At 36.3% G+C, this 26,051-nt stretch carries 32 protein-coding genes; 26 read left to right on the top strand and 6 right to left on the bottom strand.

What is annotated here, in order from left to right:
• Positions 1-21 precede the first annotated feature (21 nt).
• The 7 genes from AC0L3Q_RS15875 (at position 22) to AC0L3Q_RS15845 (ending at position 5,800) form a co-directional block, all read left to right on the top strand.
• The gene (locus AC0L3Q_RS15875) at positions 22-1,125 is read left to right on the top strand and encodes a M20 family metallo-hydrolase (RefSeq protein WP_473280902.1); all 1,104 of its coding nucleotides are present in this window, start codon (positions 22-24) and stop codon (positions 1,123-1,125) included.
• 105 nt (positions 1,126-1,230) lie between these two features.
• Complete coding sequence (gene argH / locus AC0L3Q_RS15870; protein ID WP_473280900.1) at positions 1,231-2,508, top strand: argininosuccinate lyase; 1,278 nt, start codon at positions 1,231-1,233, stop codon at positions 2,506-2,508.
• A 142-nt stretch (positions 2,509-2,650) separates the two neighbouring features.
• Positions 2,651-3,352, top strand: coding sequence for an MFS transporter (locus tag AC0L3Q_RS15865; protein WP_473280898.1), 702 nt, complete (start codon positions 2,651-2,653; stop codon positions 3,350-3,352).
• Positions 3,349-3,969 (top strand): MFS transporter, encoded by a 621-nt coding sequence (locus AC0L3Q_RS15860; RefSeq protein WP_473280896.1) that lies wholly within the window; start codon positions 3,349-3,351, stop codon positions 3,967-3,969. The genes AC0L3Q_RS15865 and AC0L3Q_RS15860 overlap by 4 nt, the downstream gene beginning before the upstream one ends.
• Before the next feature lie 6 nt (positions 3,970-3,975).
• A complete protein-coding gene (locus tag AC0L3Q_RS15855) occupies positions 3,976-4,863 on the top strand; it encodes a carbohydrate kinase family protein (RefSeq protein ID WP_473280894.1) in 888 nt (295 codons plus the stop codon).
• 35 nt (positions 4,864-4,898) lie between these two features.
• Positions 4,899-5,039, top strand: a complete 141-nt coding sequence (locus AC0L3Q_RS15850; protein WP_473280892.1) for a hypothetical protein — start codon at positions 4,899-4,901, stop codon at positions 5,037-5,039.
• Entirely contained in the window at positions 5,006-5,800 is a 795-nt protein-coding gene (locus AC0L3Q_RS15845) for a hydroxypyruvate isomerase family protein (RefSeq protein ID WP_473280890.1), read from the top strand. The genes AC0L3Q_RS15850 and AC0L3Q_RS15845 overlap by 34 nt, the downstream gene beginning before the upstream one ends.
• A 3-nt stretch (positions 5,801-5,803) precedes the next feature.
• Here the strand turns inward: AC0L3Q_RS15845 and AC0L3Q_RS15840 are convergent, their stop codons facing one another.
• Positions 5,804-6,160, bottom strand: coding sequence for a hypothetical protein (locus AC0L3Q_RS15840; RefSeq protein ID WP_073316404.1), 357 nt, complete (start codon positions 6,158-6,160; stop codon positions 5,804-5,806).
• A gap of 213 nt (positions 6,161-6,373) precedes the next feature.
• Between AC0L3Q_RS15840 and AC0L3Q_RS15835 the strand changes: the two genes are divergently transcribed.
• From AC0L3Q_RS15835 to AC0L3Q_RS15795, 9 genes are all read left to right on the top strand, one after another.
• Complete coding sequence (locus AC0L3Q_RS15835; RefSeq protein ID WP_473280888.1) at positions 6,374-6,793, top strand: transposase; 420 nt, start codon at positions 6,374-6,376, stop codon at positions 6,791-6,793.
• A 110-nt stretch (positions 6,794-6,903) separates the two neighbouring features.
• Positions 6,904-8,136, top strand: a complete 1,233-nt coding sequence (locus AC0L3Q_RS15830; protein ID WP_473280886.1) for a hypothetical protein — start codon at positions 6,904-6,906, stop codon at positions 8,134-8,136.
• Positions 8,137-8,148: 12 nt separating this feature from the next.
• Positions 8,149-8,406, top strand: coding sequence for a DUF4212 domain-containing protein (locus AC0L3Q_RS15825; protein WP_073316407.1), 258 nt, complete (start codon positions 8,149-8,151; stop codon positions 8,404-8,406).
• Positions 8,407-8,436: 30 nt separating this feature from the next.
• Complete coding sequence (locus AC0L3Q_RS15820; RefSeq protein ID WP_473280884.1) at positions 8,437-10,209, top strand: sodium:solute symporter family protein; 1,773 nt, start codon at positions 8,437-8,439, stop codon at positions 10,207-10,209.
• A 78-nt stretch (positions 10,210-10,287) separates the two neighbouring features.
• The gene (locus AC0L3Q_RS15815) at positions 10,288-10,482 is read left to right on the top strand and encodes a hypothetical protein (RefSeq protein WP_073316409.1); all 195 of its coding nucleotides are present in this window, start codon (positions 10,288-10,290) and stop codon (positions 10,480-10,482) included.
• An 87-nt stretch (positions 10,483-10,569) separates the two neighbouring features.
• A complete protein-coding gene (locus AC0L3Q_RS15810) occupies positions 10,570-13,158 on the top strand; it encodes an ATP-binding protein (protein ID WP_473280882.1) in 2,589 nt (862 codons plus the stop codon).
• Positions 13,159-13,186: 28 nt separating this feature from the next.
• On the top strand, positions 13,187-13,549 hold the full coding sequence (locus AC0L3Q_RS15805; protein ID WP_473280880.1) for a response regulator transcription factor: 363 nt from the start codon (positions 13,187-13,189) through the stop codon (positions 13,547-13,549).
• A 296-nt stretch (positions 13,550-13,845) separates the two neighbouring features.
• The gene (acs, locus tag AC0L3Q_RS15800) at positions 13,846-15,753 is read left to right on the top strand and encodes an acetate--CoA ligase (RefSeq protein WP_473280878.1); all 1,908 of its coding nucleotides are present in this window, start codon (positions 13,846-13,848) and stop codon (positions 15,751-15,753) included.
• A 49-nt stretch (positions 15,754-15,802) separates the two neighbouring features.
• Positions 15,803-16,321 carry a GNAT family N-acetyltransferase gene (locus tag AC0L3Q_RS15795; protein ID WP_473280876.1) on the top strand — a complete coding sequence of 173 codons (519 nt, stop codon included), beginning with the start codon at positions 15,803-15,805 and terminating at the stop codon, positions 16,319-16,321.
• Between the two features lie 98 nt (positions 16,322-16,419).
• On the opposite strand, the gene AC0L3Q_RS15790 is transcribed toward AC0L3Q_RS15795, so the two are convergent.
• A complete protein-coding gene (locus tag AC0L3Q_RS15790) occupies positions 16,420-16,803 on the bottom strand; it encodes a hypothetical protein (protein WP_473280874.1) in 384 nt (127 codons plus the stop codon).
• Between the two features lie 686 nt (positions 16,804-17,489).
• On the opposite strand from AC0L3Q_RS15790, the gene AC0L3Q_RS15785 reads away from it, so the two are divergent.
• The 8 genes from AC0L3Q_RS15785 to AC0L3Q_RS15750 all read left to right on the top strand — a co-directional run bounded on the left by AC0L3Q_RS15785 (position 17,490) and on the right by AC0L3Q_RS15750 (position 22,186).
• Positions 17,490-18,710, top strand: coding sequence for a S8 family serine peptidase (locus tag AC0L3Q_RS15785; protein ID WP_473280872.1), 1,221 nt, complete (start codon positions 17,490-17,492; stop codon positions 18,708-18,710).
• A 166-nt stretch (positions 18,711-18,876) separates the two neighbouring features.
• Positions 18,877-19,641 (top strand): cyclase family protein, encoded by a 765-nt coding sequence (locus AC0L3Q_RS15780; RefSeq protein ID WP_473280870.1) that lies wholly within the window; start codon positions 18,877-18,879, stop codon positions 19,639-19,641.
• A gap of 34 nt (positions 19,642-19,675) precedes the next feature.
• A complete protein-coding gene (locus AC0L3Q_RS15775; protein WP_473280868.1) occupies positions 19,676-20,170 on the top strand; it encodes a DUF1648 domain-containing protein in 495 nt (164 codons plus the stop codon).
• Positions 20,171-20,175: 5 nt separating this feature from the next.
• Entirely contained in the window at positions 20,176-20,652 is a 477-nt protein-coding gene (locus AC0L3Q_RS15770) for a DinB family protein (protein ID WP_473280866.1), read from the top strand.
• Positions 20,649-20,948 carry an SRPBCC domain-containing protein gene (locus AC0L3Q_RS15765; RefSeq protein WP_473280864.1) on the top strand — a complete coding sequence of 100 codons (300 nt, stop codon included), beginning with the start codon at positions 20,649-20,651 and terminating at the stop codon, positions 20,946-20,948. The genes AC0L3Q_RS15770 and AC0L3Q_RS15765 overlap by 4 nt, the downstream gene beginning before the upstream one ends.
• Positions 20,945-21,124: a hypothetical protein gene (locus tag AC0L3Q_RS15760; protein ID WP_473280862.1), complete on the top strand. Its 180-nt coding sequence runs from the start codon at positions 20,945-20,947 to the stop codon at positions 21,122-21,124. The genes AC0L3Q_RS15765 and AC0L3Q_RS15760 overlap by 4 nt, the downstream gene beginning before the upstream one ends.
• Before the next feature lie 25 nt (positions 21,125-21,149).
• A complete protein-coding gene (locus AC0L3Q_RS15755) occupies positions 21,150-21,674 on the top strand; it encodes a DinB family protein (protein ID WP_473280860.1) in 525 nt (174 codons plus the stop codon).
• Positions 21,675-21,682: 8 nt separating this feature from the next.
• The gene (locus AC0L3Q_RS15750) at positions 21,683-22,186 is read left to right on the top strand and encodes a hypothetical protein (RefSeq protein WP_473280858.1); all 504 of its coding nucleotides are present in this window, start codon (positions 21,683-21,685) and stop codon (positions 22,184-22,186) included.
• Between the two features lie 91 nt (positions 22,187-22,277).
• Here AC0L3Q_RS15750 and AC0L3Q_RS15745 read toward each other — a convergent pair whose 3' ends face one another.
• The 4 genes from AC0L3Q_RS15745 to AC0L3Q_RS15730 are packed head-to-tail and all read right to left on the bottom strand — an operon-like array spanning position 22,278 to position 24,618.
• The gene (locus AC0L3Q_RS15745; RefSeq protein WP_473280856.1) at positions 22,278-22,616 is read right to left on the bottom strand and encodes a hypothetical protein; all 339 of its coding nucleotides are present in this window, start codon (positions 22,614-22,616) and stop codon (positions 22,278-22,280) included.
• Positions 22,613-23,179, bottom strand: a complete 567-nt coding sequence (locus AC0L3Q_RS15740) for an RNA polymerase sigma factor (protein WP_473280854.1) — start codon at positions 23,177-23,179, stop codon at positions 22,613-22,615. The genes AC0L3Q_RS15745 and AC0L3Q_RS15740 overlap by 4 nt, the downstream gene beginning before the upstream one ends.
• A complete protein-coding gene (locus AC0L3Q_RS15735; protein WP_473280852.1) occupies positions 23,169-23,498 on the bottom strand; it encodes a hypothetical protein in 330 nt (109 codons plus the stop codon). Before AC0L3Q_RS15735 ends, AC0L3Q_RS15740 begins: the two co-directional genes overlap by 11 nt.
• Before the next feature lie 19 nt (positions 23,499-23,517).
• Positions 23,518-24,618 carry a serine hydrolase domain-containing protein gene (locus AC0L3Q_RS15730; RefSeq protein WP_473280850.1) on the bottom strand — a complete coding sequence of 367 codons (1,101 nt, stop codon included), beginning with the start codon at positions 24,616-24,618 and terminating at the stop codon, positions 23,518-23,520.
• Between the two features lie 280 nt (positions 24,619-24,898).
• Here AC0L3Q_RS15730 and AC0L3Q_RS15725 point away from each other — a divergent pair, with 280 nt between their 5' ends.
• Together AC0L3Q_RS15725 and AC0L3Q_RS15720 are read left to right on the top strand one after the other, a co-directional pair.
• A complete protein-coding gene (locus tag AC0L3Q_RS15725; RefSeq protein WP_473280848.1) occupies positions 24,899-25,753 on the top strand; it encodes a helix-turn-helix domain-containing protein in 855 nt (284 codons plus the stop codon).
• Between the two features lie 94 nt (positions 25,754-25,847).
• Positions 25,848-26,042 carry a hypothetical protein gene (locus AC0L3Q_RS15720; protein WP_473280846.1) on the top strand — a complete coding sequence of 65 codons (195 nt, stop codon included), beginning with the start codon at positions 25,848-25,850 and terminating at the stop codon, positions 26,040-26,042.
• Positions 26,043-26,051 lie beyond the last annotated feature (9 nt).

The following is a 26,051-nucleotide window of genomic DNA, read 5'->3' as shown; positions in this document are numbered from 1 at the left end:
AAAAAAACATTCAATCATAAAATGAGTACTAGTCTACATAAAGAAGGGTTTACGGGTTTCGAGATTTCGACGCTTACAGATAATGCCATTGAGTTATTAAAAAAACTAATAGAAACCCCTTCTTTTTCTTCAGAAGAAGAGAACACTGCTTTGTTAATTGAAGAGTGGTTCGATACGCGTAAAATTCCTTTTGAAAGAGAGAATAACAATATATGGGCGTACAACATGCACTTTGATGCTGCAAAACCCACTATTCTTCTGAATTCTCATCACGATACTGTAAAACCAAATGGAAATTACACCAATGATCCTTTTCAAGCATTTGTTGAAGATGGAAAATTATTTGGTCTAGGAAGTAATGATGCTGGAGGTTGTCTGGTTTCGTTGCTGGCAACATTTACGTATTTCTATCATAAAGAAAACCTGGCCTACAATTTGGTAGTAGTTGCATCTGCCGAAGAAGAAAGTAGTGGTCCATTGGGTCTGAAAAGTGTGCTGAAACACCTTAAGAATGTTGAGTTTGCTGTGGTAGGAGAACCTACGCTCCTGCAATTGGCAGTAGCCGAAAAAGGATTGTTAGTTCTGGATGTTTCTGTGCAGGGAACATCAAGTCACGCTGCGCATCCCAATGATGATAATTCCATTTATAAGACCTTAGAAGTATTGCAATGGTTTAAAGATTTTACCTTCGAAAAAGAGTCAGAAACTCTAGGTAAAGTTAAAATGACTGTTACCCAAGTAAGTGCAGGGAACCAGCATAATGTGGTTCCTTCTCATTGTGATCTGGTAGTAGACATCCGGGTCAATGATAAATATAAGAACGAAGAAATTTTAGCAATGGTAAAAGAAAACATGCCACCTCATGTTACGGTAACACCAAGATCATTACACCTGGGATCTTCTTCCATACCCATGGATCATCCTATTGTAAAATCTGGGATTGCTCTGGGAAGAACAACTTATGGATCACCAACGCTATCTGATCAATCGGTATTGAGCTGTCCCTCGTTAAAGCTGGGCCCAGGCGATTCTACGCGATCGCATTCGGCAAATGAGTTTATTTATGTGGATGAGATAAAAGAAGGCGTAGCCTTGTATGTGAAAATTTTAGAGGGAATAATTTAAAGAAAAGAGAGAGATGAAATAAGCCATAACAAAAAAGTGAGATGCTCATTGATATGATGATATGGCTATTCCATCTGACAATTAAAAAACAATAAGTATAAACAGATGAAACTTTGGGACAAGGGATTACCCACAGACGAAAAAATAGATAGATTTACCGTAGGTAATGACAGGCAATTGGATTTAGTTATTGCCAAATATGATATACGTGCAACGTTGGCTCATGGTAAAATGTTACACAAGATCGGATTACTTTCAGAAACAGAAATTTCAAGTATAGAAAACGTATTGAATGAACTCAACAAACAAATAGATGAAGGATCCTTTACTATCGAAAATCAGTTTGAAGATGTGCATTCAAAAATAGAATACGAATTAACGCATCAGATAGGAGAAGCAGGTAAAAAAATACATACTGCACGATCTAGAAATGATCAGGTTTTGGTAGCTATGCATTTATACCTTAAAGATGAGTTACAACAAATAAAAAGTCAGGTCAAAGAACTTTCAAAAGTACTACTATCCAGAGCAAATGAGTTCAAGAATGTATTGCTTCCAGGATATACGCATTTACAGATTGCAATGCCTTCTTCTTTTGGATTGTGGTTCTCTGCCTATGCAGAGAGTTTTGTAGATGATTTGTTTTTTGTGAATGCTGCGTTACAAGTGGTGGATCAAAATCCGTTAGGGAGTGCTGCAGGTTATGGGAGCTCATTTCCGATCGATAGGGAGTTTACAACACAAGAGCTAGATTTTGCAAGCTTGAAATACAATGTAGTAGCTGCTCAAATGAGTAGAGGAAAATCAGAAAAGTCCGTTTCTTTTGCGATTAGTAGTGTAGCGGCAACATTGTCAAAGTTAGCGATGGATGTGTGTCTGTATATGAGTCAGAACTTTGATTTTATGAGCATCCCTTCAGAGTTAACTACGGGATCCAGTATTATGCCTCATAAAAAGAATCCGGATGTTTTTGAGTTGATTAGAGGGAAGTGTAATAAGATACAGGGACTTCCGTATGAGCTCACGTTACTAACGGCAAACCTTCCAAGTGGTTATCATAGAGATCTTCAATTACTAAAAGAGGGAATAGTTCCTGCTATTCAGGATCTAAAAGCTTCGCTGGAGATGTCTGTATATGCATTACAACAAGTAACGGTAAACGAAGGTATTTTGAAAGATCCAAAATATGATTACCTCTTTAGTGTAGATACCTTAAATGCATTGGTTATGCAGGGTATGACCTTTAGAGAGGCTTATGTGAAAATCGGAAAGGATATAGAAGAAGGGAATTATCATCCCGAAAAAAATACCACACATACTCATGTGGGTAGTATTAATAATTTATGTTTAAACCAAATAGAAGAGAAACTGGAGCGTGTTTAATTGAGTGTAAGTTGAGTTAGTTTAATTTTTTAGCTTCAGTCTAGACCCCCAAGGAGTTGTTAACCTATGGGGGTTGTTTTTTTGGTATACCAGTCTAAAAAAATTACCTTTAGAAAAGAAAATTCACACAAGTTTTCCTGATATGAGTAAGTTATTTTTTTGGTCTCTTACTGCGGCATTGGCTGGTTTTTTATTTGGATTTGATACGGTAGTGATTTCTGGGGCGGATCAAAGCTTACAGGAGTTATGGAGTACATCAGATGCATTTCATGGTTCTGTGGTAATGGCTATGGCTTTATGGGGAACGGTAATAGGAGCTATTTTTGGTGGGATCCCTACCAATCAATTGGGAAGAAAAAAGACCTTACTTTGGATAGGAGTATTTTATTTGATATCGGCAACAGGATCGGCATTGGTAAATGATCCTTGGACTTTTGCATTGTTTAGATTTTTGGGAGGGTTAGGTGTTGGAGCATCAACAATTGCTGGTCCAGCATACATTTCAGAAATGGCCCCAGCAAAAGATAGAGGTCGATTAGTAGCCTTATATCAGTTCAATATTGTAATGGGTATACTATTGGCTTTTGCCTCCAATTATTTTTTAAGTGCTATAGAAGAATCTGCCTGGCGTTGGATGTTGGGAGTAGAGGCAATACCAGCTTTGCTATACACACTTTTGGCATTTAAAATTCCTAAAAGCCCAAGATGGTTGATTTCAAAGGGAAAGATCAATGAAGCTCAGGAAACACTTCGCATTATTGACCCAGAAACCGATATAACATCCTTGATGGATGAATTGCAAATGAGTACTAAGCAAGTAATCTCTGAAGAACATATTTTTTGAAGAAATATCGTTTTCCGCTGCTATTGGCTTTTTTGATCGCGTTTTTTAATCAGTTTTCGGGGATTAATGCCTTTTTGTACTATGCTCCCAGGATTTTTGAAGAAGCAGGATTAGGAAAAAGTACAGCGTTATTGAGTAGCATTGGTATCGGGGTAACTAATTTGATTTTTACCCTTATCGGTGTGGTTCTTATTGATCGTTTGGGTAGAAAATCACTGATGTATATAGGATCTGCAGGATACATTATATCGTTGAGTTTGGTATCTATGGCCTTTTTCCTCGATTGGGGAGGGATGGCAGTTCCAATATTTTTGTTTGTTTTTATCGCATCGCATGCCATTGGGCAGGGAGCAGTTATTTGGGTATTTATTGCCGAAATTTTTCCAAATCATTTAAGAGCTTCAGGCCAGGCATTTGGCAGCTCTGTGCATTGGATACTAGCAGCAATTATTCCCTCATTAGTACCACTGCTATTTTCTACGATAGGTTCAGGGATGGTGTTTATGATTTTTGCTGTTATGATGATATTTCAGCTGCTGTTTGTGATCTTTTTAATGCCGGAAACTAAAGGAATTTCATTAGAAAATGTGAGTCAACAACTAATCAAAGAAAACTAATTACTTATGAAAATAACCTGTTTTGGAGAAGTATTATGGGATATATTTCCTACCCATCGAAAAATAGGTGGCGCTCCACTTAATGTAGCTTTACGATTGCATACTATGGGAATCAACACTTCCTTAATCACCAGAATAGGAAATGATGATTTGGGAAGCGATATCGTAGCGTATGTAGAAAAACAAGGTATGCGTAACAATATCTTTCAAGAAGATATTAAACATATTACTGGCGAAGTGCTAGTTACTTTGGATAGTGGTGGTACAGCATCTTACGAGATTAGTAAACCTGTAGCCTGGGATTTTATTGAATATACTCATGAGATGGAACAATTAGTAGTAAGTTCAGACGCCTTTGTGTTTGGTAGTCTTGCTAGTAGAAGTGAAGAAAGTAGAAATACCCTTCTGAAATTGTTGGAAAGAGCGCAGTACAAAGTGTTGGATGTGAATCTTAGACCTCCTCATTATGATGCTTCCCTATTGTCACAACTAATGAACCAAGCTGATTTTATCAAGTTAAACGATGAAGAATTGGAAAAAATTTGTGAACACCTAAACATCCAGGAGAGTACGTTAGAAAACCAAGTGAAAGCACTCGCTAAAGAAACAAAAACTGATCAAATTTGTATTACAAAAGGTGGAAAAGGAGCAGCTCTGTTTTTTGATAATGAGTTTTATAACAACTCTGGATATAAAATAAAGGTCGTGGATACCGTAGGAGCGGGAGATTCTTTTTTGGCGATGCTGATTTCCAAATTATTGACAAAATCCCAGCCACAAGAAGCCATCGATCGTGCTTGTGCAGTAGGTGCAATGGTTGCAGGTAGCAAGGGGGCAAATCCTGTATTTAGTAAAGAAGAAATCGAAATATTTATGCATGAAAATGCTAAGTAGTTGTATATACCTGTATCATTAAAATAATTCTGAAAATGAGTAAGTCAAAAGTAAGTCGAAGACAAGTGATAAAAAACATATCACTAGGAATTGGAGCAGCAGGTATGGGTATGCCGCTTATAGTGGGTGAACCAGAAAAAAATTGGGTAACACCAAGTCGACTCAATCAAAGCTGAATAGGAATATTAACCATTCGGCTTGTAGATGGTGTTATCAGAATATTCCTTTAGAAGAATTCGCAGAAAAGGGGAAGGATTTAGGATTAGTAGGAATTGATCTTTTAAAACCTGATGAATGGAAAGTGGTTAAGGATAAGGGAGTTAGTTGCTCGTTGGCAACAGACTCTTTTGCAAACATTATTCATGGATTCAACAATCCTAAAAATCATAAAGCATTACAGCAACAATATATGGAGTTGATTTCTAAGGCGGCGAATGCTGGGATACAACAAGTTATTGTCTTTTCTGGGAACCGTCATGGAATATCCAACGAATTGGGGTTAGAAAATTGCGCTCAAGGCTTAGATACATTAGTAAAACATGCAGAAAAGAATAATGTTACTTTGGTTATGGAATTGCTTAATAGTAAAGTAGATCATGCAGATTATCAATGTGATCACACCCCTTGGGGAATTCGTTTGGTAGATAAGATAGGATCTGATAATTTTAAATTGTTGTACGATATCTACCATATGCAAATTATGGAAGGTGATATTATCGCTACTATTACGAAGTATCATAAGTATATCAATCATTATCATACAGGAGGCGTTCCTGGAAGAAATGAAATTAATGACAAACAAGAACTGAATTACCCTGCAATAATGCGGGCTATTTTGAGTACAGGTTATAACGGATATGTTGCCCAGGAGTTTATTCCTACCTACGAAGATAAATTGCAAGCGTTGAAGGAAGCAATTTTAATATGTGATATATAATGATTAAGGTAATATCGTTTTTAAATCCTTCAGAACGTCGATATTATGCCTTAAACTAGCATACAATACGAACAAGATAAAAACAGCCACTGCAAAGCCAAATAAGGTTCCATTTTTACTAGTAGACATTTTTTTGGAAGTGTCTAGATAAACCTTAGAAAATTTCTTGGTGTATTTGGTAACCAACGCAAAAGTTGGAGCGAAAATAAGTACAACGATAGCCATATCGATAAGTACCAATAGATACCCTTGTTGATCCACATGTTTTTTTACATACTTAATGATGTGTTCATTGATTAACGCAGCACACAAAACAGCAACGGCGTATATAGCATATTTGGTTAGGTTTTTGTTTTTCATGGGGCATTTGTTGTTTGAGGGAGAAAAGCTACTAAATCTATCGTATTAAATCAAAATTTAATAAAGAGAAACTACAGATTTACAGTTTTAGTATGTTTTTAATGTTGGTGATTACTTATTGTTTTAAGATTTAAATTGAGATTTTGATATGAAATCGAGAGGTATTTTGTGATTTTATTGCTAAATTAATATATTTATGCTAAATAAATATATATGAAAATTGAATCCTGTCCTAATTGTGGTTCTGAAGACTATATCAAGAGTGGAGTAGTTAATGATCGTCAACGGTTTAAATGTAAATCTTGTGGCTACTTTTTCTCCGTAAATAAGATAGGTAAGAAAATAGATGATTACTATGTCAATAAGGCTTTACAGTTGTATTTGGAGGGGCTCACCTATCGAGAAATTGAGCGTATTTTAGGGATTTCACACGTAAGTATTATGAACTGGGTTAAAAAATACAATATCAAGCGACCTTACAATTCTAATTATCATCCTACTTACAAAATTCTAAATGCTTCAGAGCTTGCTATTTATTTTAATGATGTACAAAATTTATCAGGAGCGGGGGTAGTAGTAACCGAACTTGGTGATAAGTTTATGTTGATTAAATGGGAACGTTTTAGAGATTAACTATATTAAATTAACGAATAACTATATTAGTTTTTTCTTAACTGATGGTTTTTTGGAGATTAGTATCGCGCACAAAATCAATTTATTACTAATCTAATCTTTAAAACTCTATGAGAAAACAGCTAATCATATTGGTAGGTATGCTTCTTCTTACTTGCCACTATACATACTCTCAGGGATCGCCGGATTATACAGGCGGACTTAAGGTGAAATTAAACGAGGACGGTTCAAAATATTTCAGGATTATATCCTGGGCACAATTCTGGGCAAGATACCAGGATGAGGTTCCCGACGACGTAAGTAATACAAGCATGAGTATTCGAAGAGCTCGTATTCTTACTTATTCGCAGATAAACAAAGACTTTTTGATTCTTACACATTTTGGTCTTAATAGTTTGAATGCAAATAATCAAAGTCCCTTGGGCCGAGGGGAAGAATCTCAACTCTTTTTTCATGACGTATGGGGACAATATAACTTAAATGCCAACCATGCTATTGGAGCCGGTTTGCACTATTGGAATGGAATCTCCCGACTCAATAATCAAAGTACCCTTAACATCATGACGTTAGATAATAACCGACAGTCCTGGGCAACGATAGGGCTATCCGATCAGTTTGCCAGACATATTGGGATTTATGCCAAAGGTAATTTTGGTAAGCTTCAATATCGGGTATCCATCAATGAATCGGGGACCAACAATCTTCAGGAAGGAACAGATCCTGTTGCAGATGGTCCTGCAGTATATGCAGGGAGAAGGTTACTAGGGTCCAAAGATGCGGGAAAGAACTTTGCAGGATATTTTGATTTCAATTTTTTTGATCAGGAATCTAATTTTCTTCCTTACAAAGTAGGAACTTATCTGGGAGGTAAGAAAGTATTTAATGTTGGAGCAGGGTTTTTCTTTCACCCCAAAGGTAGTGTGGTTGCAAATACAGCAGGAGATCTTGAAGGTGAAGATGTGGCCATTTTCGCTGTAGATGCTTTCTATGATGCACCAATAGGAGAAAATGGTTCTGCAATTACAGCCTATGCCACTTATCAGAATAATGATTACGGAGAAAACTTTACCTTAGGGCAAACTTATGAAACAGGTTCGATGATCTATGGTCATGTTGGATATGTTATTCCTAACGATAACAAGAAAACCAAGTTTCAGCCTTATGCTTCTTTTAATACAAGATCGATAGATGCGATAGATGATAATGCCACAACTTTTGGAGTAGGAGCTAATGCGTATTTCAGCGGGCATCATTCTAAAATAACTTTAGAATATTTAAATACAAAATATGGGGATAACGATGCGCAAAGCTTTGTTACCCTGCAAGCAATGATATATTTATAAAAATCTATAATTATGACAGATAAAGAAAAAGCGGTGGCTTACTGGAAACAGAACCTAAAGTATTTGGTTATTCTTCTCATTATTTGGTTTCTGGTTTCTTATGGAGCAGGAATTCTTTTCAAAGACGCACTCAACAATATACGGCTAGGAGGATTCAAACTAGGATTTTGGTTTGCACAACAGGGGTCGATTTACACCTTTGTGATTCTGATTTTCGTATATGTTCGATTGATGAATAAACTAGATAAAAAATATGGTTACGACGAGTAATCTTAATACTAACCAAAAAAATATAGCATTATGAGCGTTCAAGTATGGACATGGATTTTAGTAGGGATTACTTTTACCCTTTATTTTGGGATCGCTATTTGGGCCAGAGCAGGCTCTACCAAAGATTTTTACGTAGCCGGAGGAGGAGTTTCACCATTGGCTAATGGGATGGCTACAGCTGCCGATTGGATGAGCGCAGCCTCATTTATTTCTATGGCAGGATTAATCTCTTTCATGGGATATGATGGTTCTGTTTTCCTTATGGGATGGACCGGTGGTTATGTGTTGTTAGCACTTTTGCTAGCACCGTATCTACGGAAATTTGGAAAGTTTACTGTCCCAGATTTTATAGGAGATCGATATTATTCGAATACCGCAAGAACCGTTGCTGTTATTTGTGCTTTGATTGTTTCTTTCACTTACGTAGCAGGACAAATGCGAGGAGTTGGGATTGTGTTTTCTCAATTCTTGCAAGTAGATATTAATTTAGGAGTTATTATCGGGATGGCAGTAGTTCTGGTATTTGCTTTTCTTGGTGGAATGAAAGGAATCACCTATACACAGGTCGCGCAATACTGTGTTTTGATTTTCGCATTTATGGTTCCTGCATTTTTTATCTCGATGCAAATGACAGGAAATATCATCCCACAAATAGGAATGGGAGGTACTGTAGAAGATGGAACATACCTCTTAGAAAAACTGGATACCTTACATACGCAATTAGGTTTTAATGAATATACAGATGGTTCAAAATCTACCTGGGATGTATTTGCGATTACTTTGGCACTTATGGTAGGTACCGCCGGATTACCTCACGTAATCGTACGCTTTTTTACCGTTCCTAAGGTAAAAGATGCACGTAAATCAGCAGGGTTAGCATTGTTGTTTATAGCTATTTTATATACCACTGCACCTGCAATTGCGGTTTTTGCAAGAACCAATTTGATTGAAACTGTAAGTGATAATTCCTATAAAGAAGTGCCAGAATGGTTTAAAAATTGGGAAAATACTGGGCTAATTGCCTGGTCTGATAAAAATGGAGATGGAAAAATACAATATGTAAACGGGAGTGCTACTGAAGGAAAACCAAAGTATACCGGAGAACGTGGAGTAAATGGAGAACGATTGGTGGCTAATGCAAGTAGTGCAGAGAATGAACTATATGTGGATAGAGATATTATGGTGTTGGCCAATCCAGAGATTGCCAAATTACCAAACTGGGTAGTTGCATTGGTAGCGGCAGGAGGATTGGCTGCGGCATTATCAACTGCAGCAGGATTACTTTTGGTGATATCCACTTCTATTTCTCATGATCTAATCAAAAAGCAAATTAAGCCCGATATTTCCGAAAAAGGAGAGTTATGGGCGGCCCGTATTAGTATTTTGTTTGCTATTATCGTTGCAGGGTTGTTTGGGATTTACCCACCAGGATTTGTCGCCGCCGTCGTCGCACTTGCATTTGGTCTGGCCGCCGCCTCGTTCTTTCCGGCGATTATCCTTGGGATTTTTGACAAACGGATGAACAGGCAAGGGGCAGTGGCCGGCATGATTGTCGGGATTACCTTGATGCTAGTATATATGATCGTTTACAAAACCGGGCTTATAGGAGTAATGGAACCGCGACCAAAAGAAGAGTGGTGGTTTGGGACATCTCCAGAAGGTTTTGGTACGATTGCTATGATCGTAAATGTTGTTGTATCTGTTATTGTCTCCAGAATGACTTCGGCACCACCAAGTGAAGTTCAAGATATCGTAGAAGATATCAGAATCCCCAGTGGAGCAGGAGAAGCTACTGGACATTAATTTTTAATTTAGTTGAATACGGTACTATAGTTGGCGATATAGTGCCGTTTTTTCTAAATTTATAGGATGAGTTCAAAAATGAAAAAAAGACATCAGCAAAAACTTATAGTACTATCATTTGTGCTGTTTTTACTATGGAATGTTCCTTTGGTATTGATTTTTGATCAGTCTGGCGAAATTTTTGGTTTCCCGATGATCTATTTCTTTATTTTCCTGATATGGATACTGGCAATTTTCATTTCATATATCATTTTGCATAGACACTATGAATAATTATCTATTGATATCTATCATTATTGTCTATTTGACCTTTTTGTTTTTGGTAGCCTTTTGGGCCGAAAAAATTCAAAAAGCAAATGGGTGAATAACCCATATATCTATGTGTTGTCGTTGGCAGTGTACTGTTCGGCCTGGACCTATTACGGAAGTGTTGGAATTGCCTCCCAATCAGGGATAAGTTTTCTTACGATCTATTTGGGACCAGTAATCTCGATTCCTCTGTGGATATTGGTAATGCGAAGAATTATCCGAATATCCAAACAGCATAAAGTATCGAGTATTGCAGACTTTATATCGTTGCGATATGGTAACAATCGTTTTTTGGGAGCTTTGGTTACCATTATCTGTGTGTTTGCTATCGTTCCTTATATTTCTTTACAGCTAAAGGCAATTTCGGAGACTTTTGAGATCATTACAGATGAAACAAGTTATAACTCTACATTGATTGTAGATGATTCTACATTTTATATAGCTGTATTACTCGCAGTTTTTGTTGCTTTTTTTGGAACTCAAGCTGCAGATGCTTCTCAACATCGTAAAGGAATAATGACCACAGTAGCTGTAGAATCCATTCTAAAACTGGCCTTTTTCCTGGTGATAGGAATATACGTCACTTTTTTTATGTTTGATGGAACGGGTGACATTTACCAACAGGCTTCTATGCTTGAAAATTTCAAAAAAATAACCTCCTTCAATGGGTTAGAATCTGGTTTTAATTGGATGTTTACCATCATGCTTTCCTTTTTTGCCATTTTTCTATTACCTCGACAGTTTCATGTGGCAGTCGTAGAAAATGATCGAGAACGCTATTTGAAAAAAGCCATTTGGATGTTCCCACTATACCTTTTGTTATTCAATCTCTTTGTGATTTTTATTGCTTGGGCAGGAAACCTAAAGGTTTTAGGAGATGTAAACCATGACTATTACACCTTATTGCTTCCCTTACAAGAAGGCAACATCTTCCTCGCTCTATTGGTTTTTCTTGGGGGATTTTCAGCAGTAATCTCAATGGTGGTGGTTTCAACCTTAGCACTTTCCACAATGGTGAGTAATAACTTGATTATTCCATATGGATTTTTGGACAAGTTTATTAAAGGAAACCCCGAAAAGAATGCCAAGTATATCAAAAACATAAGACGCATTTCCATTTTTACGTTGATTATTGCAGCATATTTTTTCTATATCAACTTTTCTTATGAGTTATCCCTGTTTTCTATTGGTTTAATTTCATTTGCAGTTATCGCCCAATTGGCTCCTTCCTTTTTTATTGGCCTTTTCTGGAATCGAGGTTCTGCCAAAGCAGTAAAAGTAGGAATGATCGTTGGAGTTTCGGTAGTGATTTACACATTGATTTTGCCTCTTATTGTTAATGTGCTTACCGGTAATAATTTGTTTGTAGAAAAAGGATTATTCGGGATAGCATTATTAAAACCGTATGCACTGTTTGGATTGGACTTTTTGGGACCAGAAGCACACTCATTCTTCTGGAGTATGTTTTTTAATACGCTAAGTTTTTTGATCATTTCGTTACTTTCTAAAGGAAATTATCGAGAGCGTAATTATGCCGAAATGTTTGTGAATAGCAGTAATTATGCAAATCTGCAGGATGGAGCATTTGTATGGAAAGGAGAAGCCTTTATTTCTGATATTAGAGAGGTGTTAAACCGATTCCTAGGAGAGGAGCGAACAGAAAAAGCGCTGAATACGTTTCATTTGAAATATGGAATTTCTAAGGAGGAGCAAATGGCTGATGCCAGGTTAATCAAGTTTTCCGAAAAATTACTTACAGGGAGCATAGGTACGGCTTCTGCTAGAATACTGATCAGTAGTGTAGCAAAAGAGGAACCAGTAAGTCTTCTTGAAGTTTTGAAGATATTAGAAGAATCCAAAGAAACCATAGCGGTCAATAAAGCCTTGCAAGAAAAATCCCAAGAACTTACTCAGCTAACAGAGAAACTGAAAACTGCAAATACAGAATTACTAGAGCAAGATCGATTAAAGGATGAATTTTTGGACACCATTGCGCATGAACTTAAGACACCTGTGACCTCTATACGAGCCGCTTCAGAAGTGCTAACAGATGAAGACGATATGCCGGAGGATTTAAAAAGAAAGTTCTTGGAGAATATTGTAATGGATTCCAATCGATTAACACGATTAATTCATAATATTCTGGATCTAGAAAAGCTTTCCATGGGTCAGGAACATTTGGAAATGGAGCATAGAGAAATAGGCCAAACTATTGATAAAGCAATTCATGGTATAGAACAAATAGCTAAGAATAAAGGGGTTCAATTAGTTCATGAAAATGATTATCAAATAAAGGCGAATTATGACGAAGATCGAATCATCCAGGTGCTCACCAATCTATTGTCAAATGCACTGAAGTTTTCTAGTGAAAACACCGGAAAAATCAAAGTACAGGTTCGACAAAAAAGGCAAATGGTAGAAATTCTTGTAGAGGATAACGGAAAAGGTATCCCAAAAGAGGAAATGAGCTATATTTTTGATAAATTTTACCAATCAAAAAACCAGAACACCAAAAAACCAATAGGTAGTGGATTAGGTTTGGCGATTAGTAAAAAGATTGTAGAAAGTCATAATGGGAAGATCTGGGTGGATAAAAAATATAAAGAAGGAGCACGTTTTCTGTTTACTATCCCCAAATAAGATAACCTCGAGTCAATGCTAAAAACGTATGAAGAAAATATTAATTGTAGATGATGAACCTAATATTGTAATGTCGTTAGAATATACCTTCAAAAAGAAAAATTTTGAAGTATATATTGCTAGAGATGGTAGCGAAGCATTGCAGATAGCAAAAGAAAAGATTCCTGATCTGGTGCTTTTAGATATTATGATGCCTAATGTTGATGGATACGAAACACTGAAAGAAATAAAAAATGATAAAAGCCTTGAGCATACTAAAGTAGTATTTCTTTCGGCTAAAAATAAAGCCACAGACATCGAAAAAGGATTGAAGCTAGGAGCAGATAAATACTTAACTAAACCTTTTTCTGTGAAAAAGCTAGTGGCAGAAATTAATGAATTATTGAATTAACTTTTGATGTTGTGCGCAAACAACGATAGTGTAATTTATAAATAGATAACCATGAAATTATCTTTAAAACCTTTAATATCAGATATCTTTATTGGGGTATATGTTATCGCCTCTTTATATCTGAGGTTTTTATTCGAAACACAAATGCAGATAAGTGCTATAAATTCTATAGTTATCGGATTGTGTTTTGTCGTGATCCTTTGGGTTTTGATAAAATTGAAATTCCTTAATCCAAATTGGTTTGGGCTTTTTAAACCAAAAAAACAAAATAAATAAGAATATAAAATAGACCAACAATGAGTAATTATCACATAAAACATCTTGAAGAATATTATCAGGTATACCGAAAATCGGTGAGAGACCCAGAAACCTTTTGGGCAGAAGTGGCAGAAGAACACTTTATGTGGCGAGAGAAATGGAAAAATGTATTGAGCTGGGATTTTACAAAACCAGAGGTTACCTGGTTTGAAGGAGCAAAACTAAATATTACAGAGAATTGTATTGATAGACACCTTCGTCATCGCGGACATAAAACAGCTATTCTTTTTGAGCCCAATGATCCGAATGAAGATGCACAGCACATAACATATAAACAATTACATGAACGAGTGTGTAAGTTTGCAAATGTGCTGAAGAAAAAAGGAATTCAAAAAGGAGATCGTGTTTGTATCTATCTCCCTATGATTCCTGAGTTGGCTATTTCAGTTTTGGCTTGTGCACGAATAGGAGCAGTACATTCGGTGGTATTTGCAGGTTTTTCTGCAACAGCATTATCTACCAGGATTAATGATTGCGATGCAAAAATGGTGATCACTTCTGATGGATCTTTCCGAGGAGCCAAAACGATAGACCTTAAAGGAATTGTAGACGATGCATTAGACAGTTGTCCTGGAGTGGAAACTGTTTTGGTAGCTAAACGCATCGATTCTGATATTGAAATGAAAGCCGATCGTGATTATTGGTTACAACCCTTGTTAGAAGAAGCGGATAAAGAATGTGTTCCTGAAGTTATGGATGCCGAAGATCCTCTTTTTATTTTATATACTTCGGGATCGACTGGGATGCCAAAGGGAATGCTGCACACTACTGCGGGATATATGGTGTATACTGCGTATACATTTAAAAATGTATTTCAATACAAAGAGGATGATATTTATTGGTGTACTGCTGATATAGGGTGGATCACAGGTCATTCTTATATTGTATATGGTCCATTGGCAAATGGTGCAACTACAGTTATGTTTGAAGGGGTGCCTTCGTATCCGGACTTTGGTAGATTTTGGGATATTGTCCAAAAACACAAAATAACGCAGTTTTATACCGCGCCAACTGCCATACGTGCTTTGGCAAAAGAAAACTTGGATTATGTTACCCAGAGAGATCTATCTAGTATTAAGGTTTTGGGAACAGTAGGAGAACCTATTAATGAAGAAGCCTGGCATTGGTATAACGATCATGTAGGGCAGAAGAAAAGCCCTATTGTAGATACTTGGTGGCAGACAGAAACAGGAGGTATTATGATTTCCCCAATTCCATTTTCGACACCTACAAAACCCACTTACGCGACCTTACCATTACCGGGTATACAACCTACATTGATGGATGAGAATAGTCAGGAAATTAAAGGAAATCAGGTGGATGGTCGATTGTGTATTAAATTTCCATGGCCATCTATGGCTAGAACGATTTGGGGTAATCATCAACGATATAAAGAAACTTATTTTTCTGCTTTTGAAAACAAATACTTTACAGGAGATGGGGCCTTTAGAGATGAGGTTGGATACTATCGAATTACTGGAAGGGTAGATGATGTTATTATTGTTTCTGGACACAATTTGGGTACTGCGCCTATCGAAGATGCTATCAATGAGCACCCGGCAGTAGCAGAATCTGCCATTGTAGGGTTTCCACATGATATCAAAGGAAATGCATTATACGGGTATATCATTTTGAAAGAAACGGGAGAAACCAGAGATCGAAATAACCTGAGTAAAGAAGTAAATCAACAAATCACGGAACGCATCGGGCCTATTGCCAAATTGGATAAAATACAATTTGTTCCAGGATTGCCAAAAACCAGAAGTGGTAAGATTATGAGACGTATCTTACGTAAAATAGCATCAAAAGACACTAGTAATCTTGGAGATACAAGTACACTGTTAAATCCTGAAGTTGTTGAAGAAATCATGGAAAAAGCCCTGTGATGGATTGTTGTTTTATGTTGAACCCTCTTATTTTTAAAGGAAATAGCTTTTGAAAGAAGAATCTGTTACGTTAAGGCCTTTGGTATCGGCTGATGTTAAGCATTTGACCGCATTGGCGAACAATAAAAAAGTATGGGATAACCTTCGGGATTATTTTCCATATCCTTATACAGAAAAGGATGCAATAGCATTTATAGATATGGTGTCTAAGAAGGAACCAATCGGAAGTTTTGGTATCATTTATAATTCAGAGTTATGCGGAGTGATCAGCTTAATCTTTCAAGATGATGTGTATACGAATTCTGCTGAAATTGGATATTGGATAGGAGAACCATTTTGGGGTAAGGGTATTGCAACAAAGGCTATTGCCTTAATCACTAAGTACGGGTTTGAAAACTTAGGTTTAAGACGAATATTTGCCGGGGTTTTTGAATTCAATGTAGTTTCCATGAAGGTTTTGGAGAAGAACGGATATCAAAAAGAGGGGATCTTCAAAAAATCAGTTATAAAAAATGACCGTATTTGGGATGAACATCGGTATTACAGAGTACACCCAGATATAGCATAAAAAATAAGTAATAATCTTAATAAACCTATATCGCTTTCCCAAGCAATATAGGTTTGTCGTTTTAGGGTAATTAAAATACTGTTGTATTTTGATTACTGTTAGGAAAATAAAACGTTCTCTGAGCCTTGTGCTGCTTTTGATTTGATGTAATCATCCACTTGATCATGTGGTATTTCTTTTACATCCACAACAAAATTACCGTTTGATGCAGAAATCACAACTTTGGGTAGATACTCTCCTTCAAAAGAGTGTTTAACTTTATATGGAGTTGTGCCTTTTCCCAGTGGTCCGGTCCAACCCATAACATCAATTTTTAAACCACCAACAAAGTGCGCATCACGTACCAGGCTAAATCCGGTGGAATAATTGGGTGCGTCTCCTTCAACAGATACGATAAATATACCTGGAGTTCTTAACCCTGTCCACAAATAGATGACACTACACTTTTCTGGTGTTACTGGTTCTTTTCCGTAAAATCCCATAATATTCAAGTTTTGATTCCTACTCTATTATGATAGGCTTTTCAGATACCGCCTTTAATAAATTGTATACTTCAAAATTAGTGGTATGGTGGTTCTGATAGAAGAGTAGAATTACCGCTTTTTAGGAAATCAGTACAATTACTGATTCAAGTTATTATCCCTGAAAACTAATGTAAATGTATAAGCACTTTGTTGAGAACGTTAAACAAAACAGCACATAAAATCTCACAAAATCATGAAAATTGAAAAACAATATGTACGGTCAAGTATTCTGTAGGAATTTTTTTGACTTGTTTTAAATGAAAAATAAGGGTAATAGTGCTGATTTTATGACTCATACGTTAACATTTGGCCATTTAAAGGTGTTAATTTTGTTAAAATAAAGTTAATTAACAGTCAAAATATGTTAATCGCTCACTTAAATTTTTCATGATTATTTCTATGCATTTTAACAGTATGTTATTTCTTGTTTAACTCTTTGAAATTCAGTAATGCAACACTTTTGCATTACTGAATGTTGAGCGATTTTTTTTACAACTTAGAAACAAGTAAACCAAATTTAACCTTTATTCTACTACGTTTTTGCCGTATTTGTGTGTAAGAATTAATCTCTACTTTTAATCCGCTAATTATGAGATCTCAACTATTTCAACTTTAATTAATTATTTAACACAAATCAAAAATCAATGAAAACTCAACTTAGAATTTTAGGTGTACTTACAGCTTTTTCTTTTCTTTTTTACAGTTGTGAAAAGGATGCTGAAGTTACAGATTTAGAAACGGGAATTGAAACCGACTCTTTCGAAAATATAGGTGCAGATCAAGCAGTACCTAATCAATATATTGTAGTATACAAGGGAGATCAATCTTTGAATGGCGAAAAAGCCCAAATACAAGCGAAATCTCAACAAACATTATCAAAATACTCAATTTCAGAAAGCAATTTAAAGCAGGTTTACAGTACTGCACTTCAGGGTTTTACAGTATCTAATATTTCTGCAAAACAAGCAGAATTACTTAGCAATGATCCTGCTGTAGCATTTGTAGAGCCAGATTATATCCATAAACTAGATATGGATATGGGTAAACCTGTGAGTTCACTTCCTGCAACTGCAGACGAAAAAGGAGCTACTAAAGATGTTGGACTTCCAAATGGAGAATTTTTACCATGGGGTGTACAACTAGTGGGAAGAGCTAATGGTAGCGGGAGAACTTGCTGGATTATCGATAGTGGTATTGCACCACATAGTGACTTAAATATCAACACTAGCAGAAGTAGAAGTTTTGTTGGTGGATCTTGGCAAGATCAAAACGGACATGGGACTCACGTAGCCGGGACTGTTGCAGCAAGAAACAATGGTTCAGGAGTTATTGGTGTTGCCTATGGAGCTACTGTAGTTTCTGTTAGAGTATTAAATGCTCAAGGTAGTGGTGCTACTTCAGGGATTCTTTCTGGTGTAGATTATGTAGCTAATAATGCAGGAAACGGAGACACTTGGAATTACAGTGTTGGTTTCCGTAACAGAGCTACTTCTCAGGCTATCGATAATGCTTTCAGAAACCTTGAAAACAGAGCAATTGGAGCAATGGCAGCAGGAAATAGTAACGATGATACACAATTTTACTCACCACAAAGATTACGTACAAGTAACTCTTGGAATGTGGGTAACATGACTCGTTCAAGAACTGCAGCTGGTACTTCAAACTTTGGAAGAAGTGTAGATCGTTGGGCTCCTGGTACGGCGGTATGGTCTACTTGGTTAAACGGTCAATTTAATAGAATTTCTGGTACTTCAATGGCATCGCCGCACGTAGCAGGAATCTTATTAATGAGAGGTAACCGTACAGGTACAAACGGATCTGTAAGAAAAGGAGGATACACTGCTCCTGTGGCTACCTTAAACTAAGAAAAAAGAGAACATCTCATAAAATTTGCAATAAAGAGGTTGGAGTATTCTAGCCTCTTTTTTGGTTAACAACAAAATGAGCGTTATTTTGATGTTAGGGAATGAAAAGAGAGAATTATCTAATGTAAATTTTGTACATTCAGGATCACTAATTGACCTGACATAAATGAAAATAGTAGACCTCTCAAAACCTATTCAGTACAATAAGAATGATCCCTGGTTTATGCGCGTAAAGATTAAGCATAAACCTCATAAAAAAGCAAAATGGCTGATTCGAATTTTTGGCCTTCCTTTCAAATTATTTCCAAAGGGATTTGTGGGTTGGGCAGATGATACCATTCAAAAGATGGGTGTTCATGCTACTACACATATAGATGCTCCATGGCATTATTCGCCAACTACCAATGGAGAGAAATCAAAAACCATAGATGAAATTCCACTGGATTGGTGTTATGGAGATGGACTAGTTATCGATATGAAACATAAAGAAGATTTTGATGCGATCACAGTCTCTGATATCGAATCTTTTTTGAAAGCAAACAACCTAGCATTACAACCTAACATGATCGTCTTGATTAAAACAGGGCGTGATAAATTTAATGGCACCAAGGATTTCCATAAAGTAGGGACCGGAATGAGCGCTGAAGCTACATCCTGGCTTATTGATCAGGGTATAAAGGTAATGGGTATAGATTCTTGGGGTTGGGATCTTCCGCTTCCGTATTTGGTTAAAAAAGCTAAAGAAACAAATGACCCAGAATTGTTTTGGGAAGCTCATTTGGTGGGACGGGATAAAGAGTACTGTCATATGGAACAATTGGTAAATTTGGATGCGCTTCCATATACCGGTTTTAAGATAGCCGTGTTTCCATTAAAAATTGTCGGGGCATCGGCTGCTCCGGCTAGAGTAGTTGCAATGCTCGAAGAATAATTGTGTTAGGGATTTTCAAAAACATGTACAATATATGAATGCACCAAAAGTAAGGCTAACCTTAGACCGATTTGACATTATTATAGAAATACTCGGTGTTTTAGCAGTTGTATTATTGATCGCACTGCCTATTTTACATTATAATGATTTACCAGAATCTATTCCCCGTCATTATGGAGTTGATGGTGAACCCGATGGCTTCGGTCAAAAAAATGTAATTTGGACCTTACCTCTTGTGGGGATAGCTTTATATATAGGATTGAGTATTTTAACCCGACATCCTCATTTGTTCAACTACCCAAATGATATCACCGAAGAAAACAAAGTAAGACAATATACAATAGGTGCCAAAATGGTACGAATGCTAAAAACCATTATCATTGGTAGTTTTGCGTATATCATTTACATCACCATTCAAAATGCTTTGTACGGCAAACAAGGATTAGGGAATTATTTTTTAATCATATTTCTTGGATTAATTTTTGGGGCAATAGGTTATTTTATTTTTCAATCCATAAAGAAACAATAGACAAGATGAAAACGGCACATCATCTAGCCAGACATTTTAAAGAGGGATTTTATGGCCCAAATATGACAGGTAGTAACCTTTATCAACAACTCGAAGGGATGACCTGGCAACAAGCGACTACCCAATTATATGATTTAAATACTATTGCTGTATTAGTATATCATATTGGATATTATGTAGGAGGAGTGCTTGAAGTGTTGAAAGGAGGAGAGCTTACGATACGTGATAAGTATAGTTTTGATTGCCCTGTCATCGACTCTGAAGAAAGCTGGCAATCCTTATTAGAAAAAACTTGGAGAGAAGTAGATGAATTTACAGCGCTTTTACAGGAATTATCCGAAGCACAGTTACAGGAAAGTTTTGTGGATGAAAAGTATGGGAGTTATCATCGTAACATGCTTGGTATTATAGAACATACCCATTATCATCTTGGACAAATTGCACTGATAAAGAAAATAGTATTAAAAGAAGAATCGAAATGAAAGAATCCATAACCTCTACCCAGGTTTCTATGATGATTCGGAAACCTGTTGCTGAAGTATTTGAAGCCTTTATTGATCCGGCGACTACCACAAAATTCTGGTTTACCCGAAGTTCTGGAAAACTGGAAGAAGGTAAAAAACTGATATGGGGCTGGGATATGTACAATGTAGAGGCACCGGTATTGGTTAGAAAAATTTTACCTAATAAAGCCATAGAAATCGAATGGGGAGAAGGACAAGACCATTCTCTGGTGACTTGGGATTTTGATGCAATTACCGAAAAAACACTTATGTGACCATTACTAATGCTGAATTGAAGGGCCAAGGAGATGAGCTGATTCACCTATTGATCGATACAACGGGAGGATTCACGATGGTATTAGCTGGTCTAAAAACCTGGTTGGAGCATGGGATACAACTTCATCTGGTAGGAGACAGGTTTCCTAAAGAACTTAGAGATAGACAAAACTAAAAATTACTCAGTATATAGATTTTGTATGACGTTTGATATCAATAAATCAATAGAAATTTTAGAAAGAACGCCTCTAGTGTTGGAAGTGTTATTAGATGGATTATCGGATGAGTGGACAAAGAACAACGAAGGATCAGAAAGTTGGAGTCCATATGATATCGTAGGCCATTTGATTCATGGTGAAAAGACAGATTGGGTAACAAGAGCAAAGGTGATTTTGTCTGAAAGTGAAAACAAAACATTTACACCTTTTGATCGATTTGCACAACTACAAACCAATCAACAAACTCCTCTTAAAGATTTATTGAAAGCATTCAAGGAATTAAGAGACCAAAACCTGGATGAACTCAAAGCGATGCAAATTGATGCCTCCAAATTAAGGATGAAAGGAGTGCATCCAGAGCTAGGAGAGGCCAATTTAAAAGAGCTATTGTCTACCTGGGTGGTGCATGATTTAGGCCATATTTCTCAGATTACCAGAGTCATGGCCAAACAGTATAAAAGCGAGGTAGGCCCCTGGGAAGCATATTTAGGAATACTTAAAAAGTAAAATCGTATATGAGAAGTAATACATTACATAGAACATGGAGATCCTTTTTGTGGATTGCAATGGTTTTCTTCACCTTCAATCTAGGGTATAGTCAATCGGTAAGTGAAGAGAAAATGGGAAATCTAAGTTTTATGATAGGAGAGTGGATTGGTACATCCAGTATTTTTCAAAAGGATAGTATTATAAAAGTACCTGCATTTGAAAAGGTAGCGTACAAACTGGATAAAAATATCATTACCATTGACTTGAAATCACAGTCACTACAATTACATACCGTAATTCATTATGATGAAAAGGAAGCATCTTACTACTATACACCCTATTCCAAAGGAAGAGGAGGTAAGAAATACAAAGGGGTTTATCAGGATGAAAAATTCATTGTTGCTTTTAGCGAAAGTAGAAGAATCGTTTTTGGATTAACTGAAGAGGGACATTTTATAGAATACGGAGAACAACTCAAAAATGGGGAGTGGCAAAAATATTTTGAAGACATATTGCAAAAAGCACCTTAGCCGTTGTATCTGTTGAACATTGCTAGTATTATAAGTTACAAAAGGATAAGCATTCTAATATGCTTATGCTTTTTTGTATGGTAATCATGGATTAATACATCAATTTTTTCTGTTTCGCCTTGAGTAGTTTATGATTTGTTTTTATAATGCTGTTGATTCCAAAAAGGAGGATCAAGATAATCCCCACGAATATTGGGCCCTTGGGTACGTTAATTATTCCTTCGCTACCTAAAAAGAACTTGTAGGAAATAAAGGTTGTTATCAATCCAAGAATGGAGCAAGCGATAAGTACACTTTTGAAAGATCCTAAAAAGGATGCTTTTTTGAGTTCCCTTTCGGTATCAATACGATGCATCAAATGGTTTAAAAAATCATCAGAGGTTGCTACCGTACTTTTACTGATGATTTTTTTTAGTTCTTCTTCTTTCATAATAAATGTTTTAAATCAGACCCTAATAATTGTTTTAACTCAAATAACATATTTTCTCTACCACGGTGTAAGTCTACTTTAATTTTGGAAGTCTTAAGCCCCGTGATTTTTTCAATTTCTTTGATTTTTAATTCACTTAAATAAAACAAACGCAATAGCAAAGACTCATCTGGTCGTAGTCGTTCTAAAGCAAGGTTAATGTACTTTTTTTGATCTGCTTCGTCAATACTACTTTTATCGACTATTGGTATTTCTGCGGTTCGTTCATCCAGTGTAAAAGTGCTTTTCCGCTTTTTTAATTCGTTATAGCTTGTGTTTACCACAATTCTATATAACCAGGTAGTAAAGGAAGATTTAAATTTAAAGGTATGTATTTTATGATACACCTTTACAAATACGTCTTGTAAGACGTCCTCTGCCAAATTGTGATCTTTCAGAATTGAAATAGCAAGAGATAGTGATACATCTTTATGCAAATAAACAAGTTGTCTAAATGCCGATGCATCACCATCATTAATTTTACGGATTAACTCGTAATCTCTTTGTATTGGGCTATTTTTCAAGTCGCTTTCTGATAAAATGTGCCAATACCAATCCACCTGCTGCGAATACCAAAATAGTACCCCATACCAATAAATCCATAGTGTCTTCGGTGATCTTCATCGTGGTAAAGATAGACGAGGTAAGTAGTCCAATGCCAAGTCCAAATACAATACAACCAATATCAAGGTATTTGAATTTACTATTTTGTTGTTCTTGATAGATACCATGCTCCATCATAGTTTTTTTGATAAGGTATGTATATCGGGCTATGATAAATATTACAAGGATAAGAGCTACTACGATCGATAGGATAGCCAAAAGTTCATTTAAACTGTTCATATTTTTGATTTTTTAGTTTTTAAAAGTGTTCTCCTAATAGTTGTTCTATACTTTCTAATAGAGGGAATAAATTATTAGAATTCCCAAAGATTACAAAACCATATTCTTGTTTTGGTATGAACATGGCATATGCTTGAAAATCCTGATTATTCCCTGTATGCAAATGCATCAATCCGTTTGGAGTTGGTTTTTGCGCAAACCCAAGACCCCAACCCGTTTGTCCGGTTTCTTTTAATAATTTGTTATCCGCTTTAAAATGATTGTGCTCCTTCAGCATTTCGTCTCGGGTAGATGTTTGGATGTGTTTAGGATTCATCATTTCGATTAGAAATAAGGCGTAATCATGTGCAGTTGAGTGTAGGCTAAACCCTGGACCTACTTTTTTGAATCTATTGATCTCTGGATTGACTTTGCCGTCAATGTGTCCAATAGCCATATCTTTTTCGTAAATGGTGTCCCAAGTGTACAAGCTATGTAGCATTCCGATAGGTTTTGCGGCTTCCTTGATGAAAAGGCTATCCAGTTTTTTACCCCATCCAAGTCCTAATTTGGTACCAAAAGCAGCTCCCAGGTGTTGATACGCCTCACCAGAGTATGAAAACCCAGTTCCAGGTTCAAATGCAATTTTGATGGGTTTACCCTTTACCCAATTAGGGATTCCTGTTCCGTGAGATAGCACAATGCGCGGCGTTAGTTTTGCATAAGCTTCCATAGACTCGGGTGCAACAACACCTTCAGGAAAAATTGCTTTTAGGTATGGGTAAAAGGGTTCGTCTAGATCTAATCGTTCTGTTTCTGTCATTTGCATCAAAAAATAAGCAAATAGAGGTTTAGACAAAGAAGCTGCTTCAAATACGGTGTTTTTGGTTACGGGCACCTTCGTTTTCAAGCTAGTAACTCCAAATGCTTTGTTGTATACAATTTGATTTTGATTCACAATCGCGATAGAAATACCAGGTATTCCAATAGAATCCATAGCTTTCTGTAGTTGCTGATCTAATTGTTGTGCTTCGATTTTTCTTCCGTCCGGTACCTTAAATGAAGTCCATTCTGATTGCCCAAAAGAGGAGCAATAATAGAGTACAAAGAGCACTAGCGTATATATTTTAAAAATATTCATGATGTCAAATTTTAATGTGATTGAAAAGTTCTTTGTGAATTCACGATCATTGGACAAAACGGAGTTAAAAAAGGTTACAAAATAATTATTTACAATAAGGTTTTCGAGGGTAATTTATTGTTTTTCAATGGATAAGGTGTTGATGGGAAATATAATGGATCAGGTTTTAGTAGGATGTTCTGTTTTATATATTTCGATTTTAATTACCTTTATAACACAAGGGAATTCGGTACTACCGAAATTCAACAACCGAAACCATCAATTGTGATCCAACAATCATATGAACAGGGATTTTATTCATATCAATGATTTTGTCATTTTAGTAGAAGAAGCGAGATCTAAGGTCACTACCGTAGATGCGTGTTATTTTGATGAACCTATAATTGCAGTGGCGTTTTATGGATCGGGTAATGTTGATCTATCGGTTACTTTTAAAGAAAACCAAAAGGATTTTGTGTATACCAAAGGGTTGGCACTTTCTTTCTATGCGGATAAATTCGTAGAATTTAAACATACGGTTTCGGCGAACAAAAATTTAGAATGCATCGTGGTTGCCACAGCATTACGTCATCTTGAAAATTTACCAAATCAAGAAGGTGAAATTTTTACCGAGCTTCTTCAGGAATTGGTTCAACCCAAAGATCATTATGTCGAAGGACCAAGTTTCTTTATGACTCCAGAAATGGAACGTATCGTAGATGCTTTTTTTACGAATACCTATACGGGTAAAACAAAAATGATGTTTTATCGAAGTCAGATCACCGCTTTACTTTCTCATTTTTTTGGTCAGCTGGCTTTACTAAAGGATAAAGAAGCAAAACCCAATCATCGGGATAAATTAAATCAGGTAAGAGATATTTTACGTTCTGACCTAGAGAATCCACCTACACTTACCGAATTATCTAAGCAAATTGGGATCAATACTACCAAACTCAAAAAAGAGTTCAAAGCTGTCTTTGGGGTTCCAGTCTTTAAATATCTTCAAAATGAACGATTAGATGCTGCTCACAAATTAATCAATGATAAAAAAGCTACGGTACAAGAAGCCGCTTGGCAGGTGGGATATGATAGCTTAAGTTCTTTCTCTAATGCTTTTGCTAAAAAATTTGGGTATCGCCCGAGTCAAATCAAGTAATTCACTTTTGGAACAAATCTTACTTCTTTTGGGATAAATAATCCCAGCACTTTCTTCAGAATTTTGCTTCATCGAATCACAAAAACTGTAAACGATGATAGCCGTACTCAAATATTTTCTAGGAACCATCACCTTACTCATGCCTTCTTTAGTTGAGGTTGAAGGCAACGCAACCGTTCAATCTTTTAGTCAGGGTAATTTACAAGTTATTACTATTTCCAAAGTGGAAGGAATGTTTAGGTCAATTCCCGGAGAATACTTGACCGTAATCAAGTATAAAAACATCTAATTCAACAAC

The sequence above is a fragment of the Aquimarina sp. KJ22-3 genome (assembly GCF_055808215.1).
This window is presented reverse-complemented; position numbering and strand designations above follow the sequence as displayed.